This window comes from Nocardioides sp. (genome assembly GCF_044226765.1).
GTDB lineage: Bacteria > Actinomycetota > Actinomycetes > Propionibacteriales > Nocardioidaceae > Nocardioides.
In genome coordinates this window covers 1-17,318 of sequence record NZ_JBGAGJ010000010.1, presented here as the reverse complement: position 1 = coordinate 17,318, position 17,318 = coordinate 1, and the positions used below count along the sequence as shown (strand labels likewise).

Annotated in this window: 20 protein-coding genes; 8 read left to right on the top strand and 12 right to left on the bottom strand. The window is 72.7% G+C overall.

The window, feature by feature from the left end; genetic code table 11:
• Positions 1-28 precede the first annotated feature (28 nt).
• Complete coding sequence (locus ACILRH_RS18020; RefSeq protein ID WP_395695438.1) at positions 29-1,729, top strand: aminotransferase class V-fold PLP-dependent enzyme; 1,701 nt, start codon at positions 29-31, stop codon at positions 1,727-1,729.
• Positions 1,730-1,753: 24 nt separating this feature from the next.
• On the opposite strand, the gene ACILRH_RS18015 is transcribed toward ACILRH_RS18020, so the two are convergent.
• Positions 1,754-2,938: a putative glycoside hydrolase gene (locus tag ACILRH_RS18015; RefSeq protein ID WP_395695437.1), complete on the bottom strand. Its 1,185-nt coding sequence runs from the start codon at positions 2,936-2,938 to the stop codon at positions 1,754-1,756.
• Positions 2,939-3,109: 171 nt separating this feature from the next.
• On the bottom strand, positions 3,110-3,436 hold the full coding sequence (locus tag ACILRH_RS18010) for a Fe-S cluster assembly protein HesB (protein ID WP_395695436.1): 327 nt from the start codon (positions 3,434-3,436) through the stop codon (positions 3,110-3,112).
• A gap of 112 nt (positions 3,437-3,548) precedes the next feature.
• Between ACILRH_RS18010 and ACILRH_RS18005 the strand changes: the two genes are divergently transcribed.
• On the top strand, positions 3,549-4,010 hold the full coding sequence (locus tag ACILRH_RS18005; RefSeq protein ID WP_395695435.1) for an OsmC family protein: 462 nt from the start codon (positions 3,549-3,551) through the stop codon (positions 4,008-4,010).
• Positions 4,011-4,017: 7 nt separating this feature from the next.
• Positions 4,018-4,914, top strand: a complete 897-nt coding sequence (locus tag ACILRH_RS18000; RefSeq protein ID WP_395695434.1) for an oxidoreductase — start codon at positions 4,018-4,020, stop codon at positions 4,912-4,914.
• Between the two features lie 16 nt (positions 4,915-4,930).
• On the opposite strand, the gene ACILRH_RS17995 is transcribed toward ACILRH_RS18000, so the two are convergent.
• From ACILRH_RS17995 to ACILRH_RS17970, 6 genes are read right to left on the bottom strand one after another with little or no spacing between them, the layout of a single operon-like run.
• Complete coding sequence (locus ACILRH_RS17995; RefSeq protein ID WP_395695433.1) at positions 4,931-5,626, bottom strand: peptidylprolyl isomerase; 696 nt, start codon at positions 5,624-5,626, stop codon at positions 4,931-4,933.
• Between the two features lie 34 nt (positions 5,627-5,660).
• The gene (locus tag ACILRH_RS17990) at positions 5,661-6,341 is read right to left on the bottom strand and encodes a peptidylprolyl isomerase (RefSeq protein WP_395695432.1); all 681 of its coding nucleotides are present in this window, start codon (positions 6,339-6,341) and stop codon (positions 5,661-5,663) included.
• A 23-nt stretch (positions 6,342-6,364) separates the two neighbouring features.
• Positions 6,365-7,429, bottom strand: coding sequence for an alanine racemase (locus tag ACILRH_RS17985; protein WP_395695431.1), 1,065 nt, complete (start codon positions 7,427-7,429; stop codon positions 6,365-6,367).
• Entirely contained in the window at positions 7,426-8,262 is an 837-nt protein-coding gene (locus tag ACILRH_RS17980; protein WP_395695430.1) for an aldo/keto reductase, read from the bottom strand. The genes ACILRH_RS17985 and ACILRH_RS17980 overlap by 4 nt, the downstream gene beginning before the upstream one ends.
• Before the next feature lie 23 nt (positions 8,263-8,285).
• Complete coding sequence (locus ACILRH_RS17975) at positions 8,286-8,717, bottom strand: hypothetical protein (RefSeq protein ID WP_395695429.1); 432 nt, start codon at positions 8,715-8,717, stop codon at positions 8,286-8,288.
• Positions 8,714-8,926, bottom strand: a complete 213-nt coding sequence (locus tag ACILRH_RS17970; protein ID WP_395695428.1) for a hypothetical protein — start codon at positions 8,924-8,926, stop codon at positions 8,714-8,716. Before ACILRH_RS17970 ends, ACILRH_RS17975 begins: the two co-directional genes overlap by 4 nt.
• A gap of 42 nt (positions 8,927-8,968) precedes the next feature.
• Between ACILRH_RS17970 and ACILRH_RS17965 the strand changes: the two genes are divergently transcribed.
• Together ACILRH_RS17965 and ACILRH_RS17960 are read left to right on the top strand one after the other, a co-directional pair.
• Positions 8,969-9,673, top strand: coding sequence for a M50 family metallopeptidase (locus ACILRH_RS17965; protein WP_395695427.1), 705 nt, complete (start codon positions 8,969-8,971; stop codon positions 9,671-9,673).
• A 9-nt stretch (positions 9,674-9,682) separates the two neighbouring features.
• Complete coding sequence (locus ACILRH_RS17960; RefSeq protein ID WP_395695426.1) at positions 9,683-10,561, top strand: LLM class F420-dependent oxidoreductase; 879 nt, start codon at positions 9,683-9,685, stop codon at positions 10,559-10,561.
• 228 nt (positions 10,562-10,789) lie between these two features.
• Here ACILRH_RS17960 and ACILRH_RS17955 read toward each other — a convergent pair whose 3' ends face one another.
• From ACILRH_RS17955 to ACILRH_RS17940, 4 genes are read right to left on the bottom strand one after another with little or no spacing between them, the layout of a single operon-like run.
• Positions 10,790-11,311 carry a VOC family protein gene (locus tag ACILRH_RS17955; RefSeq protein ID WP_395695425.1) on the bottom strand — a complete coding sequence of 174 codons (522 nt, stop codon included), beginning with the start codon at positions 11,309-11,311 and terminating at the stop codon, positions 10,790-10,792.
• 22 nt (positions 11,312-11,333) lie between these two features.
• Positions 11,334-12,062, bottom strand: coding sequence for a signal peptidase I (gene lepB / locus ACILRH_RS17950; protein ID WP_395695424.1), 729 nt, complete (start codon positions 12,060-12,062; stop codon positions 11,334-11,336).
• A 10-nt stretch (positions 12,063-12,072) separates the two neighbouring features.
• Entirely contained in the window at positions 12,073-12,645 is a 573-nt protein-coding gene (locus ACILRH_RS17945) for a copper resistance protein CopC (RefSeq protein WP_395695423.1), read from the bottom strand.
• Complete coding sequence (locus ACILRH_RS17940; protein WP_395695422.1) at positions 12,638-15,691, bottom strand: hypothetical protein; 3,054 nt, start codon at positions 15,689-15,691, stop codon at positions 12,638-12,640. Before ACILRH_RS17940 ends, ACILRH_RS17945 begins: the two co-directional genes overlap by 8 nt.
• Positions 15,692-15,876: 185 nt before the next feature.
• Between ACILRH_RS17940 and ACILRH_RS17935 the strand changes: the two genes are divergently transcribed.
• Genes ACILRH_RS17935 through ACILRH_RS17925 form a run of 3 tightly spaced genes read left to right on the top strand, consistent with a single transcriptional unit; the run spans position 15,877 to position 17,137 of the window.
• Positions 15,877-16,335 carry an SRPBCC domain-containing protein gene (locus ACILRH_RS17935; protein ID WP_395695421.1) on the top strand — a complete coding sequence of 153 codons (459 nt, stop codon included), beginning with the start codon at positions 15,877-15,879 and terminating at the stop codon, positions 16,333-16,335.
• Entirely contained in the window at positions 16,332-16,679 is a 348-nt protein-coding gene (locus ACILRH_RS17930) for an ArsR/SmtB family transcription factor (RefSeq protein ID WP_395695420.1), read from the top strand. Before ACILRH_RS17935 ends, ACILRH_RS17930 begins: the two co-directional genes overlap by 4 nt.
• A 14-nt stretch (positions 16,680-16,693) precedes the next feature.
• On the top strand, positions 16,694-17,137 hold the full coding sequence (locus ACILRH_RS17925; RefSeq protein ID WP_395695419.1) for an SRPBCC domain-containing protein: 444 nt from the start codon (positions 16,694-16,696) through the stop codon (positions 17,135-17,137).
• Positions 17,138-17,318: the final 181 nt, after the last annotated feature.

Here is a 17,318-nt window from a genome sequence, read left to right as displayed (position 1 = left end):
CCGCCCGGCGCGGGCCTAGGGTGGGGCCGTGGAGGACGACAAGCAGCGGCTGCTCGCGCTGATCCGGGCGTCCGTGATCGGCGAGGACCACGTCATGGTGACGCCGTACGGGCGGCGCCGGGTGACGTACGCCGACTACACGGCGTCGGGCCGCGCCCTGACGTTCATCGAGGACTTCATCCGCGACCAGGTCCTGCCCGGCTACGCCAACACGCACACCGAGTCCAGCGGCACCGGGCTGCAGACCACCCGGCTGCGCGAGGAGGCGCGGGCGATCATCCGGGACGCGGTCGGTGGCGACGACCAGACGGTCGTGCTGTTCGCCGGGTCCGGGTCGACCGGCGCGATCGCGAAGCTGATCGGCGTCCTGGGCCTGCGCATCCCGTCCGTCCTCGACGATGCCTACGCGCTTGCCGAGCACATCCCGGCCGTCCAGCGACCGGTGGTGTTCATCGGCCCCTATGAGCACCACTCCAACGAGATCCCGTGGCGCGAGTCGGTCGCCGACGTCGTCACGATCCGCCAGGACGCGGACGGTGGCGTCGACCAGGAGGACCTGCGCGAGCAGCTGGAGAAGCACGCCGAGCGGCCGCTCAAGATCGGCTCCTTCTCGGCCGCGTCGAACGTGACCGGGATCGTCTCCGACACCGCGGCGATCGCCGAGCTGCTGCACGCGCACGGCGCGCTGAGCTTCTGGGACTTCGCGGCCGCGGCGCCGTACGTCGACGTCACGATGCCGGCGCTCGAGGGCCGGCCCCTGTCCTACAAGGACGCGGTCTTCATCTCCCCGCACAAGTTCATCGGCGGTCCCTCGACCCCGGGGCTGCTCGTCGCGCGCCGCGAGCTGTTCGCCAACCGGGTTCCCGACGTGCCCGGCGGCGGGACCGTCGCCTACGTCAACGACGACGACCACTCCTACCTGGCCGACCCCACCCAGCGCGAGGAGGGTGGCACCCCGGCGATCATCGAGTCGATCCGGGCGGGCCTGGTCTTCCAGCTCAAGCAGGCGGTGGGCACCGCCACCATCCGCGAGCAGGAGGAGCGGCACCTGCGCCACGCCGTCCGCGCCTGGCAGTCGGAGCCGGCGATCGAGCTGCTCGGCAACCTCGACGCGCAGCGCCTGTCGATCATCTCGTTCGTGGTCCGCTCGCCGTCCGGGCGCTACCTGCACCACAACTACGTCGTGGCGCTGCTCAACGACCTGTTCGGCATCCAGTCGCGCGGCGGGTGCTCGTGCGCCGGGCCGTACGGCCACCGGCTGCTCGGGATCGACATCGAGCGCTCGCACGAGTTCGAGCGCGAGATCACCGGCGGGTGTGAAGGCATCAAGCCCGGCTGGGTGCGGGTCAACGTCAACTACTTCGTCTCCGACCAGGTGGTCGACTACCTCGTGGAGGCCCTCCGCCTCGTCGCCCGGGACGGCTGGCGGCTGCTCGGCGACTACCGGTTCGACCCGGCGACCGGGCGCTGGCGGCACCGCGACGGGTTGGTGACGCCGCCACTGAGTCTGCGCGACGTGTCGTACGCCGGCGGGCGGGTCTCGATGCCCGCCAACGACGCGACCGGGGGAGAGGAGCTGCTCGCCGAGCACCTCCGCGACGGTGCCGCGATCCTCGCGGCGGCCGACGGACCCGACCTGGCCTCCCACCCGGGCAACGTCAGCGCCGACTTCGAGCACCTGCGCTGGTTCGACCTGCCGGCGTGCTGCGTGCCGGGCACGCTGCCCTGAGCCCGGCGCCCGGCGAGCGTGAACTCAGCCGGCGCGGGGAAGTCGGCGCAGCAGGGCCGCCGAGGCCGGGCCGAGGCGGAGCTCGCGGACGCGGGTGCCGTCCAGCCGGGCGTAGTCGCGCTCCAGGGCCACCAACCGGCTGGTCGCCCCCGGGTTCACCACGACCAGCCCACCGGCGTACCGGCGGGTCCAGGTGCCGTCGGCGTGCCGGACCCGGGGCCCAGCCGGCCGGCCGAGGTCGACGGTGGCCCGCGGCTGCCAGTGGCTCGCCCGGAGCTCGGAGGGCACGAAGACGCTCGCGCCGGTCCTGCCGTTCCACGTGAGCAGCCAGGTCGCCCGGTGGTAGGTCTGGGCAGCGGCGTCCGACGCGCTGCTGTAGGTGACCGCGAGCAGGGGCACCCGGTGCGCGGCACACCAGGCCGCGAGCCGCATCTTCCACTCCCAGTCCGCGCCGACGAACCGGCTGCCGGTGTCCTGGCCCCACTTGACGAAGTACTCGTCCTCCCAGCCGCTGACGTACGGCGCCCAGGCCGACAGCACCGAGGACCAGGTGTTCCACTGGACGGTGACGTTGGAGATGGCCAGGAAGCCGGCCGCCATCAGGCCCGGGCCGACCCGCGAGAGGAACGACTGCGTGGCGCGGTACATGGTGGCGTCGTCGGGGATCCGGGTGGACCGCAGGTCGTCGACCACCGGGTGGCTCAGCGACGTCAGGGTGTCGTCGAGGACCACGCCGTCCCAGTCGTGCGCGCGCAGCTCCCGCAGCACCCCGCGCAGCCACGCCCGCTGGTAGCCACGGTTGCCGACGTCCATCGGGTGGAGGCCGGGGTAGTCGGCCCACTCCAGCCGGGTCCCGTGCGCGTCGGTGAGGAACCACTCCGGGTGGTGCTGGTCGGCGTCGGCGTAGGAGACCCCCGTCGGGTAGAGGCCCGTCTCGTGCGGCCGGTCGACGGTCGCCGACACGTCCTTGTACATGAGGATCCGGACGTGCGGGTGGGCCGCGCGGTACGCCGGGATCCGGGGGTACTCCCACGACTGCATGACGACGTAGTCGCCGGCGGCCGCGTCGGGTGTCTTGTCCAGGTCACCCCAGTCGAGGGCGACGACCCCGGTGCCCGGCACGTGCGGTCGAGCCGCGGCGGACGCAGGCGTGGTTGGGGCGACGACCAGCGCCGCCACGGCGAGGAGCACGGCGACCGGAGCGCGCATCGGGCGCTAGCCCCGTGGCGTCGGTGCGTGGCCGTGGGGGACCCGACCGGGCACGGACGACCGAGGGACGAACGGGGGACTCGCCATGCGAGCAGGATCACACAGCAAGACCGGTCTAGTCCGATATTTCGGCAGATCCGTGCCCGGCCGGGTACCGGCCGGCCCCTCGGGTCAGGCCTGGAGGCCGAGGGCGAACTCCACCTTCCCCGACGGGTCCACGGCGGCGTCGAGGACCTTGTCGTCGAGCAGCTCCGCGGCCGCGGCGTCGAGGTAGACCGTCGCACCACCCTGCTCGACGACCTGGTCGCCCGGCTCTCCCTGGAGCGCGGCGGAGACGGCGAAGGCCGGCTCCGCTGCGGCGGTCCCGTCCGGTCCGGCGGAGGTGGTGGCGGGCGCGGCGGACTCGGTGGTGATGCGCAGGCCCGCCGTGTCGGCGAGTCCTTGCTGGGCGGTGATCTCGTTGACGATCGCGCTGGCGTTCTCGGTGAGGGTGAGCATGGCTCGCCTTCCGGGTTGCGGTTGCGGACCCTGTCCACCGTTGCCGATGACCGGTGACGAGACAAGGCCGCCACCGATCCCGGGCGTGTCGCGGGTCTGGCACGCTGTGCCCATGACCACGCCCGACCTGCCCGTCACGCCCGCCGGATCGGCCGAGGGCCACGCGCACCGCCGCATCGACCTGACCAAGATCGGTGCCGGGCGCTACAAGGCGACCAACGCGCGCGGCGGCGTCGTGGCGATCGGCTCCGGCGACGACCCCGACTTCACGCCGGTCGAGCTGCTGCTGGCCGCCCTGGCCGGGTGCAGCGCGATCGACGTCGACCTGATCACCGGCAAGCGAGCCGAGGCGACGGCCTTCGCGGTGGTGGCAGAGGGCGAGAAGGTGCGCGACGAGGGCGGCAACCACCTCGTCGACCTGCGGCTCACCTTCGAGGTCCGCTTCCCCGAGGGCGAGGACGGGGACCGAGCCCGCGAGGCGCTGCCGCGATCGATCGCCCAGTCCCGCGACCGGCTGTGCACCGTGGGCCGGACGGTCCAGCTGGGCGCGCCCGTCGACTACGTCGAGGCCTGAGCCGCCGATGCCGCGCCACCGCCCGGACCGCTGGGACGCCGTACCTCGCCAGGACGGGCGCCGGTTCGTCGTCACCGGCGCCAGCGGCGGTCTCGGGCTCGAGACCGCCAGGGCGCTGGCCGCGGCGGGGGCCGAGGTCGTCCTCGCGGTCCGCAACGTCGAGAAGGGTGCGGCCGCCGCCGCCGCCGTCGCGGGCCCGAGGTCCGCGCCGGTCGAGGTCCGGCGGCTCGACGTCGCCGACCTGTCCAGCGTGCGGGAGTTCGCCGACGAGGTCGGTGCGGTCGACGTGCTCGTGAACAACGCCGGCGTCCTGGCCGTCCCGCGCGCGCTGACGGTCGACGGCTTCGAGACCCACCTCGCGACGAACCACCTGGGTCACTTCGCCCTCACCAACCTGCTGCTGCCCCGGCTGACGGACCGGGTCGTGGTCGTGTCGAGCGACTCACACCGGCACGCGGACCTCGACCTCACCGACCTCGCCTGGGAGCGGCGGCCCTACAAGCCGTACGCCGCCTACGGCGCGTCCAAGCTGGCGAACCTACTGTTCCTGGCCGAGCTGCAGCGCCGGCTCACCGCGGCCGGCTCGACGCTGCGGGCGACCGGGGCCCACCCGGGCTCGACCGCGACCGGGATCACCGCCAACACCGGCAGCCGGGTCAAGACCTGGGTCGGCTCCTGGGGCCACCCGTTGTTCGGCATGCCGCCGTGGCAGGGGGCCCTGACCACGCTGTACGCGGCCACCATGGACGTGCCCGGCAACACCTTCATCGGCCCCGGGGGGTTCCTGGAGATGCGCGGCTGGCCCACCGGCGTCGGCCGGAGCCAGAAGGCGACCGACCCCGAGCTCGCCAAGGCCCTGTGGCTGCGCTCGGAGGAGCTGACCGGGGCGTCCTTCCCGCTCTAGCAGAGCGGCGCCGCGGTCAGGAGACCGTGACCGAGTCGATGGTGACCGGCGTGGTGGGGTGTCCGTCGCCGGCCCCCAGGACGTTGTCGGTGCCGGTGGAGGCCACCTTGATGACGGTCTCGACGCCGGTGCGGTCCATGTGCCCGATCACGTCGTAGTCCGCGGGCAGCGGGGAGTCCTCGTAGACGAGGTAGAACTGGGAGCCGTTGCTGTCGGGACCGTTGTTGGCCATCGCGACGGTGCCGGCCGGGTAGCTCTCCTTGCCGGTGAGCTCGTCGCGGAAGGTGTAGCCGGGGCCGCCGAAGCCCGAGCCCCACGGGTCGCCGCACTGCAGGAAGAAGGTCTTCTGGGTGGTGAGGCGGTGGCAGGGCGTGTCGTCGAAGAAGCCCTGCTGGGCCAGGGAGACGAAGGAGTTCACCGCGCACGGGGTGCGGTCGCGCTCGAGGGTGATCGGGACCTCGCCGGCGCTGGTGCTCAGGGTGACCGTGACCTCACCCTGGGCCGGGGCCCGCGACGGCGGCGGCTCCACCGGTTTGGACCCCGGACCGGCGGTGGCGTACGCGCACGGGACGGTGCGCCCCGACGTCGGCGGCGCGAGGCCGGGGCTGGTGCTGGATCCGGCGCTCGGCTCCTCCGACGAGCCGCCCGAGCACCCGGTCGCCGCGCCGAGGAAGGCACCGGCGACCAGCAGCAGGACCGCGCGGCGCAGCATGGCGCCGATCGTAGGGGCGATCACGAGCGGGACATCAGGAAACGGTGACCGAGTCGATGGTGACCGGGGTGGTGGGGTGGCCGTCGCCGGGGCCGTTCGCGTCGTCCGTGCCGCCGGCGGCGACCTCCTTCACGACGGCGGTGCCGCTGGGGTCCAGGTGGCCGATCACGTCGTAGTCGGGGCTGAGCTGGGTGTCGTCGTACACGAGGAAGAACTGCGAGCCGTTGGTGTCGGGTCCGGCGTTGGCCATCGCGACCGTGCCCGCGGGGTAGGTCTCCTTGCCCGTCAGCTCGTCGGGGAAGGAGTAGCCGGGCCCGCCTGCTCCCGACCCGGTGGGGTCGCCGCACTGCAGCACGAAGATCCCGGCCGTGGTGAGGCGGTGGCACTGCGTGTCGTCGAAGTAGCCCTGATCGGCCAACGAGACGAAGGAGTTGACCGCGCACGGCGTCGCCGCGGCGTCGAGGGTCAGGGGGATGTCACCGGCGCTGGTCTGCAGGGTGACGTCGACGGTCCCCTCCGCCGGGGCGTCGGCCGACGGCGGGTCGACGTCCTTGGCGGCCTGCCCGCCGCTCGGGTAGTCGCACGACACGGTCCGCACCGACGAGCCCGTGGACGGGCCGGTGTCGGTCGCGGTGTCCGAGCCGTCGCTGCCGCACGACGCGAGCAGGGCGACGGCGGGGACGAGGAGCAGCGGCAGGGCGACACGGCGCGGCATGGCGCTGATCGTAGGGGGCCGCGTCACCCGTTGCGTCCGCGGGCCGCCACCGGCCACGGCTCGGTGTCGTCGGCCCACAGCACGTCGGCCAGGTTGACCGCGGCGCAGACGTGGTTGGGCACCACGTCGACCCGGGCGCCCAGCGGGGGCAGGGGGGCACCCGCGAGGTCGACCACGGCGTGGTGCTCGGCGAGCTGCACGACGCGGGCCGCGGGGTACGCCGGCAGCCGCCCCCAGCCGCTGGCCCACGGCGGCCGATCGGCACCCAGCACCTTGCTGCCGGCGTCGAGGACCACGCGACCACCGGTGTGGCTCACCACGGTGGACCGGCACGTGAGCGCGACGTCCTCGGGGCCGGTCGAGCCCAGCTCCCACTGCTGGGCGTCGCCGAAGACGTACACGCCGGGACGCAGCTCGGTGAGGACCCCGGGGCCGGCGAGGCTGGACTCGAGGGTCGGCGTCGAGCCACCGCTGACGACGTCGGGCTCGAGGCCGGCGTCGCGGAAGGACGCGACCGCCGTGGCCAGCGCGGCTGCCTCGTCGGCGGCGCCCGTGGCGCCGGCCGCCGGTGCGTAGGCGTGCCCGGGGAAGGTGAAGACACCGCGGACCGCCAGCCCTGCCTCGGCCGCCGCCGCCGCGACCGCACCGGCGTCGGCCGGCGGCACGCCGGTGCGGTGCTGCCCGCTGTCCACCTCGACGAGGACGGCGAGCCCGGCGCCCGCCAGCGTGGACCCGAGGCGATGCGCGCCCTCGACCGAGTCGACTCCGACCGCGAGGTCGACCCGGCCGGCGAGGTTGCGCAGCCGCCGGGCGACGCCCGCGTCGGGCCACAGCGGGTAGGCGACGAAAAGGTCCTCCACGCCGTGCTCGGCGAACACCTCGGCCTCACCGGTGGTCGCGACGGTCAGGCCGGCCGCGCCGGCGGCCAGCTGGAGCCGGGCGACCTCCACGCACTTGTGCGTCTTGGCGTGCGGCCGCAGGCCCACCCTGGCGGCGGCCGCTCGCTCTGCCGCCCGGGCGACGTTGGCCCGCAGCCTGGCGGTGTCGACGCGGAGGTACGGCGTGGGCACGCTGCCCGGTGTCGTCACATCTCCTCGTGGGTGTCCGGGTCGCCCCCGAAGAGGCGTCCGTCCTGCCTGCCGAGCGCCGTGATCGCGGCGACCTCGTCGTCGTCCAGCTCGAAGCCGAAGAGGTCGAGGTTCTGGCGCTGGCGTTCGGGCGTCGCCGACTTGGGGATCGGGACCGCGCCGAGCTGGACCTGCCAGCGCAGGATCACCTGGCCGGGGGACACCCCGTGCCGCTGCGCCGCGTCCGCGACCGGAGCCTCGTGGAACGGCGCCTGCCGCTTGCCCAGCGGGCTCCAGGACTCGGTGCGGATCCCGAGCCGCTCGTGGACCTCGCGCATCTGCACCTGCGGGAAGTAGGGGTGCAGCTCGACCTGGTTGACCGCCGGCGTCACCCCGGTCTCGTCGATGATGCGGGTCAGGTGCTCCTCGGTGAAGTTCGAGACGCCGATCGAGCGCACCAGCCCCTGCTCGCGCAGGTCGACGAGCGCGCGCCACGCCTCGGCGTACCTGCCGACGCTCGGGTTGGGCCAGTGGATGAGGTGCAGGTCGAGGTGGTCCAGGCCGAGCCGCTCGAGTGACTCGTGCGTGCTGCGCACGGCGTCGTCGTACGCGTGGTGGCGGCCCGGGATCTTGCTGGTCACCCAGAGCTCGTCACGCGGCACGCCGCTGCTGCGGATGGCCTCGCCGACCTCCGTCTCGTTGCCGTAGTTGACCGCGGTGTCGATGAGCCGGTAGCCGACCCGGATCGCGCTGCGGACCGCCTCGGTGCCCTCGGGCCCGGTCAGCGGGTAGGTGCCGAAGCCAACCGCGGGCAGGGAGGTGCCGTCATTGAGGGTGTAGGTGGGGACCGCCATGCGGCCAACGTACCCAGGAACGGTCAGACGTCGGCCGGCGTCGCCTCGTGGCCGGGCTCGCCGTCCGTGCGCCGCTGGTCCTTGAGACGGGCCTCGTAGGTGTGCCGCTCGCCCCCGGTCAGCCGCTCGCGCGCCTCGGTCACGAGGCGCCGGAAGGTCGAGTAGTAGCCGTCGTCGTAGCGCTCGACCACCTGGAAGGTCCACATGCCCGGCAGCACGTTGCGCCCGAGCAGCTCGCGCTCGACGCGGTCGGCGAGCTCGGCGTGGCCGGCGTCGCGGAGCAGGTCGACCGCCTCGCCGAGGGTGAAGTCGGCGGTGCCGGAGAGTCGGTGGAAGCGGTAGAGGCTGCCGCGGGCGTCCTCGATGACCTCGAAGGCCTCCGACAGCTTGCCGACGGCCTCGACGCTCGCGTCGTCGAAGCCGTCCCGCAGGCCGTCGGCGTCGGTCGTGCTCACGCGGAGAGCACCTCGCGCGCCGACACCGCCCCGTGCTCGTCCTGGATCGCGTCGGCCAGCTTGCGGACGTCGTCGTCGGAGACGTCCACGCCGACCTCGCCGAACCCGTCGCGCAGCTCGCCCTCGACGGTGCTCTCGGTGGCGCCGTCCTGCCAGGACGACACCCGGTCCACCACCGCCTGGATCGCGTCCATCTTCTCGTCGCTCATGGCGGCGTCGTACCCACGACGCGCGTGCGGCACGCTTGCGACGTGCTGGATCGGATCTGGGGTGACGTCCTCGCGGCGCAGGCGCCGCCGGGGGAGCGCGGCGTGCTCCTGACGGCCCTCTTGGCGCTGGCCGTGGTCCTCGTGCCGCGGGCGTGGCAGGTCGCCCGGCACGCCGTCACCATCGCCCACGAGGGCGCCCACGGCGTCGCCGCGCTGCTGGCCGGGCGGCGGCTCTCCGGGATCCGGCTGCACTCCGACACCTCGGGCCTGACCGTCTCGAAGGGCCGCCCGACCGGCCCCGGCATGGTCCTCACCGCGGCCGCCGGCTACCCGGGGCCGGCGCTCCTCGGGCTCGCCGGGGCGCTCCTCCTGCGTGAGCGGCACGCCCTCGCGGTGCTCTGGCTCGCGGTCCTCCTGCTGGGCCTCCTGCTGCTGCTGGTCCGCAACTTCTACGGGCTCTACGTCGTCCTGGTCGCCGGGGCCGCGGTCGCCGCCGTCTCGTGGTGGGGGAGCGACCAGGTGCAGTCGCTGGCGGCGTACGCCGGCGTGTGGTTCCTCCTCCTGGCCGCGCCCCGGCCGGTGCTCGAGCTGCAGGCGCTGCGCCGCAGGGGCCGGGCCCGCGACTCCGACGCGGACACGCTGGCGCGGCTGACGGGGCTGCCCGGCCTGGTGTGGGTCCTGCTGTTCCTCCTGCTGACCGTGGGCTGTCTGGTCGTCGGCGCCCGCTGGCTGTGGCTGGGGGCGTAGGTTCACCTCGTGCGCATCGGCATCCACTACGCCAACTTCACCCACCCCGACTGGGAGCACCGCCTCACCGAGCGGCTGACCGACACGGCTCGGGTCGCCGACCAGGGCGGCGCGGCCATGTTCACGGTGATGGACCACTACTTCCAGATGGAGGCGATCGGCGGCCCGCCGATGCCGATGCTGGAGGGCTACACGACGCTGGGCTACCTCGCGGCGCAGACCGAGAAGATGCGGCTGGGGCTCCTGGTCACCGGCACGACCTACCGCTGGCCGGGGCTGCTGGCCAAGATCGTGACGACCCTCGACGTGCTCTCCGGCGGGCGCGCGATGCTCGGGATCGGCGCGGCCTGGTACGACCGCGAGCACGCCGGCATGGGCGTCCCCTTCCCGCCGACCGCCGAGCGCTTCGAGCGGCTCGAGGAGACGCTGCAGATCGTGCGGCAGATGTGGAGCGACGACGAGGGGCCCTTCGCGGGCAAGCACTTCCAGCTCGCCGAGACCATCTGCGTCCCACCGCCGGTGCAGCAGCCGCGCCCGCCGATCCTCATCGGCGGCGGCGGAGAGCGGAAGACGCTGCGGCTGGTCGCGCAGTACGCCGACGCCTGCAACATCTTCCGAAGCGACGTCGATGGGGTGCGCCACAAGCTCGACGTGCTGCGCCGGCACTGCGACGAGGTGGGCCGCGACTACGACGAGATCGAGAAGACGATGGTCAACGGGGTCGACGGCCCCGACCCGGCCGCGGACCCCGACGGGTTCGTGCGCGACATGGAGCAGTACGCCGCCCTGGGGATCTCGCTGGTCACCCTGATGCCGCCCACCGACGACCCGGTCGGGTGGACCGAGCAGGTCTGCGACCACGTCGTCCCGCACCTCGCCGGCCGCTGACCGCGGGCCCACGGGTCCGCGGTTTGGTCACAAACCGCACGATTTCGGGGCGCAGACCTGCGGTTGGTGACCAAACGTCGTACTTTCGGCAGCCGGCTACAGGACCTCGAGGCCGTACATCGCCGGCCGCTGACCGCGGGCCCACAGGTCCGCGGTTTGGTCACCAACCGCACGATTTCGGGCCGCAGACCTGCGGTTGGTGACCAAACGTCGTACTTCGGCAGCCGGCTACAGGACCTCGAGGCCGTACATCGCCCCGAGCGGGTCGGCGATGAGCTCGACCCGGGTGCCGTCGGGGTCGCGCAGGTAGATCGAGGTGCCGCTCTCCAGCAGGTACTCCACCCCCGCCTCGTCGAGCTTGGCGCGCAGCGCCTCCCAGCGCTCGGGCGCGACGCTGATGGCGAGGTGGTGCAGCCCGCCGAGCACCTCGGCGTACGGCCCCACGTCCAGCCCGGGGAAGTCGAAGAACGCGATCAGGTTGCCGTTGCCGATGTCGAAGAAGAAGTGGTTGGAGCCGGCGTAGTCCCGGTTCTCCACGATCTCGGTGAGCGGGAACTCCAGCAGCTCCTGGTAGAAGCGCACCGTCCGCTCGACATCGGCGCAGACGATCGCCACGTGGTGCAGGCCGCGGGCCGACGACGGCGGCCGCTCGGCGGTGGGGGAGAGGTACGTCGCCCGGATCCGGTCGCGCTCGGCGGCGATCCGGTCCAGGTCCCGGTCGGGGGTGGGCGCGGGCAGCGGGTCGGACATGGGGGTGACGCTACGCCAGCGCTCAGCCCTGCGGGTCCGGCACGTCGGCGAAGGTCGCCGGACGGTGCAGCCGGTCCCAGTGGTCGCGCGGCCAGACCACGGCGAAGACCCGGCCCACGACCAGGTCGGTGTCGACGTACGCCGCCTCCGGGTCGCACCCCGGATCGTCGGCGTTGCACAGGTGGTAGCTGCTGTCGGCGGACTCGGTGCGGTTGTCACCCATGACGAAGATGTGCCCCGGTGGGACCGGGCCGGCGGTCCAGCTGCACCTGCCGGGTCCCATCGGCCCCCGGCAGTGGTTGCGCTTGGGGTCGTTGACGTACTCGTCCTCGTCCAGCGGCTGGCCGTTGACCGAGATCCGCCCCTGCTTGTCACAGCAGGTGATCGTGTCGCCGGCCACGCCGATGACGCGCTTCACCAGATGGCCGCCGCTGGGGTACAGCCCGATCCGGGTCATCACCTTGGCGAGGGGGTTGGTGGGGCCCGCGTCCTCCTCGGGGCTGAGCCAGCCGCCCGGGTCGGAGAACACGACGACGTCGCCGCGTTGCGGTGACCCGCCGAACCAGTAGGACGGCTTCTCGACCAGGATCCGGTCGTTCTTCACCAGCCCGGGGACCATCGAGGGGGAGGGGATGTAGAACGCCTGCACGAAGAAGGTCTTGATGACGACCGCGAGCACGACGGCGATGACCAGGAGCAGGATGGTCTCCTGCCACCAGGGACGGTGCTTCTTGGCGGATTCGGCGGCCACGCGCCCGAGCCTAGGGCGTGCCCCCCAATCCGGTGGCCCGGACCCGGTGTCGGGCCGCCACCCGGTGCAGCACGGCGACGGCGCCGAGCACCGCGGCGCCCAGGACGAGCCACGGGACGGGGGAGCGGCCGGCGTCACGGTCCACCGGCGGCGTGGCGGCGACGGTGAGCGACGGAGGGTCGCCGGCCGGGTTGACGGTGGCGGTCGCAGCGGGGTCCACGCGGAAGTCGACCCGCGCGATGACCGGGTGCAGGTCGACCCCGACGGCATGGACCGCCGCGACGAACGCCCCGGTCTGGCGGGTGGGGCGCAGCTCCTGGGTGACGAAGCGGCCGTCGACGACCGGCGGCCCGACCGCCAGGGTCCGGCCGTCAGGCCCCACGACGGCGAGCTGCAGCTGCGGCTCGACCTCGGTGCTGAACTCGACGGTCAGCCGGTCCGGTGCCGTCGTCAGGACCTGGCCGGGGGCCGGCCACGCGGCGACCGCGGTGGCGTGCGCGTCGGCCGGCGCGCACGGGGCCAGGGCCGTCAGGGCCCCGACCACGAGGGCCAGCGCCGCGAGGAGCCGGCGCCGGTCACCCATCCCGTCGCCCGTAGGTGAGCCCGGCGGTGGACTGCGGGTCGATGCGCCAGTAGAAGACCTGGCCGGCCTGGACCAGCCGCGGGCTGATCGTGGTGGCCGCCGTCTGCGGGACGCCGCGGGCGGCGAGGGCGGCGTTGCGCGCGGCGTACTCGGCGTGGAGGTAGTCGCCGCGACGGAACAGCCGCACGGCGACCGCCTTGGCCGCCTTGAAGGCCGCGTAGCGGCGGACGAACCGCTGGTCGGGGGTGGTGCGGCCGGCGGCGCTCTCCGAGGCCAGCAGCCGGCTCAGGGCCTCCTGGCCGGCGAGCAGGTACTCCGCGACGTGGCCGCGCTGGAGCTGGTCCTGGTCCTCCACCTCGTAGGGGCGGTAGTCCATCGCGTACGTCGTCGGCGCGGCCGAGATGTCCATGACCCAGCCCAGCCCGGCCCAGTAGCAGGCCCACCTGCCCGCGTTCGGGTCACCGTCGGGGCAGCGCTCGACGCCGTACGACCCGTCGTGCGGGTGGGAGAGGCCCAGGTTGTGTGCTGCCTCGTGCTCGATCGTGTAGCTGAACCCGGTGCCGGACTCCTGGGTTGGCGTGCAGGGGAGGAGCGACACCTTGTCGCCGTCCTTGTTCCTGGTCGGGTCGTAGACCGGGTAGTTGGCCGAGCACGCCTTGAACCGGTCGTTGACGTTGTTGAAGACGCCCCACGCGTTGCCGTCCGCGCCGGCGAGCGCGATGCCGCCGACGATCGCGGGCAGCGCCCAGGTGTAGGCCTTCTCGAACGTCATGTTCAGCGACGGCACCGTGCCCAGGCCGGGCACGACGTCGGCCATGCCCCTGCGGTGGGCGTCGATGTAGTCGCGGACGATGTCGGTGTTGACGGAGTCGTCGTAGGTCGCGCCGGTCAGGCCGGACGCCTTGGCCTTCTCGATCTGGTTCTGGAACTCGGTGAGGTCGATCGTCGAGCCGTCGGCGTTGTGCTTGATCACGTGCTGGCCGCCGTAGAGGGGCTCGGGCACCAGGTCGACGCCGGCGGCGCCCTGGTGGACGTGGTACTCCGGTGCGGGGAGGTCGGCGTACTTCGGCGAGGTGTCCAGGGTGCCGGTCTTCTTGCCGGTGCGCGGGTCGTAGAGCGGGATCACCTCGCCCTTGCGACCGACCCAGCGCACGTAGGGCATCGCCGAGGAGAGCCAGCGCAGCGTGTCGTCGTGCGTCCTGGCCTTGACCGAGTCGATCTTGTAGAGCTTCGACGGGTCGGTCCACCAGCTGCCGTACGGCCCGGAGACCGGGACGCCGTTCACCCACTGCGGGCGGGAGTAGAAGTCGGTGAAGTTGGTGGTGGCGAGCCAGTAGACGTCGCCCTGGGGGATCGGGCGGTAGAGGTACCCGGCCGTGGACCGGAAGAACAGGCCGTACGAGACGTCGCGGGCCAGCCGCGGCATCATCGTGCACGGCGTCGGGTCGCCGACGTAGCTGTTGACGCTCGCGGGGCACGGGTCCTGCTGCCACTGCGGGTCGTTGTCGTACTGCCAGACCGGCGGGTCGCCCATCGGGAAGTCACTGGACATCGCGTCCACGCCCTTGCCCAGCCAGGCGGCGCTCTCGTAGTTGTTGGGAGCCGCGCCGAGGTCGAAGAAGTGCCAGCGGTAGCGGCCGCCCCAGGTGCGGGCGAAGTCGACACCGGCCCAGTCGCCGGTGTCGGGGTCGGTGACCCTCCAGGAGCCGCCGTCGGCGACCGGCTTGGCGATGATCTGACCCTTGACGACCTTGTCGGTCGTCCACGTGTGGTAGGCGTTCGGCCGGAAGTCCTGCGCCGTCCAGGCGGGCGTGAAGGTGTCGAGGAACAGGTAGGTGGTGCCCTTGTTGACGCCCTCGGGCATCCGGTCGAGGTCCAGCCCCTTCCGGTCGTAGAAGGGATCGTGGTAGCCGGGGGTGTCCTGCAGGATCCGGGCGCTGGCGCACTTCTTCGTCTCGAGGTCGACGAACGCACACCGCCACTGCTTCTGGGTGCGCGAGCGCCACATCCAGTCCTCGACGGCATACGCGTCGACCATGTCCACCTTGCTCGGGTCGCTGACCTGGTAGTCGGTGCCCTGCTTGCCGACGAGGCGGTACTTGCCGAAGCTCTGGTCGTACTTGACCAGCTGGGTGGTCATGGTCGGGTCGTGGAAGGTCTGGTCCTGCGCGGTGTGGCTCTTCGCAACCGCGAACAGGGCCTGGCTGTAGGCCTTGGTGGCGGAGTAGACGTGCACGTCGTAGCGGAACCGGGTGCCGAGGAAGGCGGGGTCCTGCCCGGGAGCGAACGCGCCGCGGTTCCAGTTCAGGAGCCCGGAGGTGGTCCCCAGGACGCCGTCGGGGCTCGGGGCGCCCGCGACGTTGGCGACCGTCGGCTGGTACTGCGTCGGCACCCACTTCTTCAGCTCGGCGACCTGCTCGGCGCTCGGCCGGCGGCCGACGAAGACGATCCGCAGCGGGTAGCGGACGGTCAGCTCGTCCATGAGCGTGTCGCGGTCCTCCGGCAGCGTCATCGCCTTGACCAGCTGCTGGCTGGTGAGGGAGACCGAGCCGTCGTACGACGTCGCGGGCGGTGCCGTGAAGCTGAGGGCGGTGACCGTGTAGTCGCCAGGGGCGAGCTGGCCGAGCGTCACCTCCTCGCTCGTGCTGCCGCTGGTGGCGGACTGCGCGACCAGCGCCCCGCCGGCGTCGTACACGTAGAGGTCGAGGTCGGCGGTCGCGTCGGTCCAGGCGATCTTGGCCGCGAGCGAACCACTGTGGGTCTTCCAGAAGTCCGCGGGGATCGTCAGGTGCAGGGTCTCGGAGTCACAGGTGACGCCGTCGACGCACACCGACGGGTCGACGGCACCGGTGCCGGCGATCGTGCCCGTCCAGGTCGCCCGCTGCGTGACCGGGGTCGCGGAGTCGCTCGGGGGAGCGCCGAGCGTCGACTCCCCGGGGTCAGCGGCTCGGGCCGCGTCGTGGGTGCCCGCCGCGGGCACGAGGAGGAGTGCCGCGCCGAGGGCGAGGCTCGCGCCGAGAGCGACGCGTCGCTGGATCCAGAACATGTCGACCGCCTTGCACCGGGCCTCGTGGGCCGCTCGAGCTGACCTGTGGTGCCGAGGCAACGAGAGGGATGGCCACCGGGCTACGGCCTGCCGGTCGGACTGGACCACAGTCGCAACTAATGGTTGCGCGTGCGCCCCTGGTGTTCTAAGGTGACGTGCAACCGAACGTTGCACGAAGGAGTGCCATGTCCCACACCTCGATCGAACGCCGGCTCCACATCGATGCCTCGCCGGCCGTCGTCTTCGACGTCGTCAGCGACCCCGCGCACGTCCGCCGGTGGTGGCCGGACGAGGCCGACTACCCGATGGAGCCCGGGGGAGCGGGCCGGATCGGGTTCCGTCAGGGCGAGGAGACGATTTGGGAGCGGTTCCAGGTCGTCGACGCCCAGCCCGGGCGGCTGTTCTCCTTCCGGTGGACGCAGCCCGAGGGCAGCGCGGCCGGGCCCGGCAACTCGTTCCTCGTCGTGTTCGAGATCGAGCCCGACGGGGACGGGTCGCTGCTGCGGATGACCGAGACCGGGTTCGACGAGCGCGGGTGGGACGACGCGACTGCCGCCGCACACCACGCCGACCACGTGGCCGGCTGGGACCACTTCCTGGCGCGGCTGCCGGCGTACGCCGCCTCGGTGGAGGTGCGGCGGTGAGCGCCACGGCCGTCGACGACGCCCTGTGGTCGGCCATCGGCGATCCGACGCGCCGCCGGATGCTCGACCTGCTGCTCGCCGACGAGGGGACCGCGACCTCGCTGAGCGCCCAGCTGCCGGTGACCCGGCAGGCAGTGGCCAAGCACCTCGGCGTCCTGGACCGGGCCGGCCTGGTGCGGTCGACCGCGCGGGGACGCGAGCGTCGCTACCGGGTCGACGACGAGCGGCTGGGCGCCGCCGTCGCGCAGCTGCAGTCCGTGGGGTCCGCCTGGGACGCCCGGCTGCGGCGGATCAAGCAGATCGCCGAGGCGATCGAGAAGTCGGCCGACCGGGCCGGGAACTGAGAGGAGCACTCGCGATGGTGGACATCCTGCACCGCATCGGCGTCGAGCACGCCACCCCGGATCGCGTCTACGAGGCACTCACGACCGTGCACGGCCTGAGCGGCTGGTGGACCGAGACGACGACCGGGTCGACAGCCGTCGGCGACGTCATCGAGTTCCGGTTCCCGCCGGGCGGCTTCGACATGGAGGTCGTGGACGCCGTCCCGTCCTCGCGCGTCGCCTGGCGGGTCGTCGACGGCCCCGACGAATGGGTCGGCACGACGATCGACTGGGAGCTGCGCCAGGACGGCGACTGGACGATCGTGCTGTTCCGCCACGAGGGCTGGCGCGAGCCGGTGGAGTTCATGCACCACTGCAGCACCAAGTGGGCGACCTACCTGATGAGCCTCAAGGCGCTGGTGGAGTCCGGCGTCGGCGCACCGGCGCCCCGCGACGTCCACGTCGCCTTCCCGGACTGAGGGCCCGGACCAAGGGGCACAGGGGACCGCTAGGATCCGTTTTAGTGGACACCCTGCGTATCAAGTCACGACGTATTTTGAACCTGGAGCCCGTGGTGGCCATCGGGGGGCAATTGCACGGCACCAGCTCTTGGCAGTGTCACTGGTCCCTCGGTGAACCAGGCGTCCTCTGCGCAGGCGC

Excerpts from the sequence above, each read along its gene's own strand:
- ACILRH_RS18015 (WP_395695437.1), bottom strand. The coding sequence starts at position 2,938 with ATGCGCGCTCCGGTCGCCGTGCTCCTCGCCGTGGCGGCGCTGGTCGTC.
- ACILRH_RS18010 (WP_395695436.1), bottom strand. The coding sequence starts at position 3,436 with ATGCTCACCCTCACCGAGAACGCCAGCGCGATCGTCAACGAGATCACC.
- ACILRH_RS18005 (WP_395695435.1), top strand. The coding sequence starts at position 3,549 with ATGACCACGCCCGACCTGCCCGTCACGCCCGCCGGATCGGCCGAGGGC.
- ACILRH_RS18000 (WP_395695434.1), top strand. The coding sequence starts at position 4,018 with ATGCCGCGCCACCGCCCGGACCGCTGGGACGCCGTACCTCGCCAGGAC.
- ACILRH_RS17995 (WP_395695433.1), bottom strand. The coding sequence starts at position 5,626 with ATGCTGCGCCGCGCGGTCCTGCTGCTGGTCGCCGGTGCCTTCCTCGGC.
- ACILRH_RS17990 (WP_395695432.1), bottom strand. The coding sequence starts at position 6,341 with ATGCCGCGCCGTGTCGCCCTGCCGCTGCTCCTCGTCCCCGCCGTCGCC.
- ACILRH_RS17980 (WP_395695430.1), bottom strand. The coding sequence starts at position 8,262 with ATGGCGGTCCCCACCTACACCCTCAATGACGGCACCTCCCTGCCCGCG.
- ACILRH_RS17970 (WP_395695428.1), bottom strand. The coding sequence starts at position 8,926 with ATGAGCGACGAGAAGATGGACGCGATCCAGGCGGTGGTGGACCGGGTG.
- ACILRH_RS17955 (WP_395695425.1), bottom strand. The coding sequence starts at position 11,311 with ATGTCCGACCCGCTGCCCGCGCCCACCCCCGACCGGGACCTGGACCGG.
- ACILRH_RS17945 (WP_395695423.1), bottom strand. The coding sequence starts at position 12,645 with ATGGGTGACCGGCGCCGGCTCCTCGCGGCGCTGGCCCTCGTGGTCGGG.
- ACILRH_RS17940 (WP_395695422.1), bottom strand. The coding sequence starts at position 15,691 with ATGTTCTGGATCCAGCGACGCGTCGCTCTCGGCGCGAGCCTCGCCCTC.
- ACILRH_RS17935 (WP_395695421.1), top strand. The coding sequence starts at position 15,877 with ATGTCCCACACCTCGATCGAACGCCGGCTCCACATCGATGCCTCGCCG.
- ACILRH_RS17925 (WP_395695419.1), top strand. The coding sequence starts at position 16,694 with ATGGTGGACATCCTGCACCGCATCGGCGTCGAGCACGCCACCCCGGAT.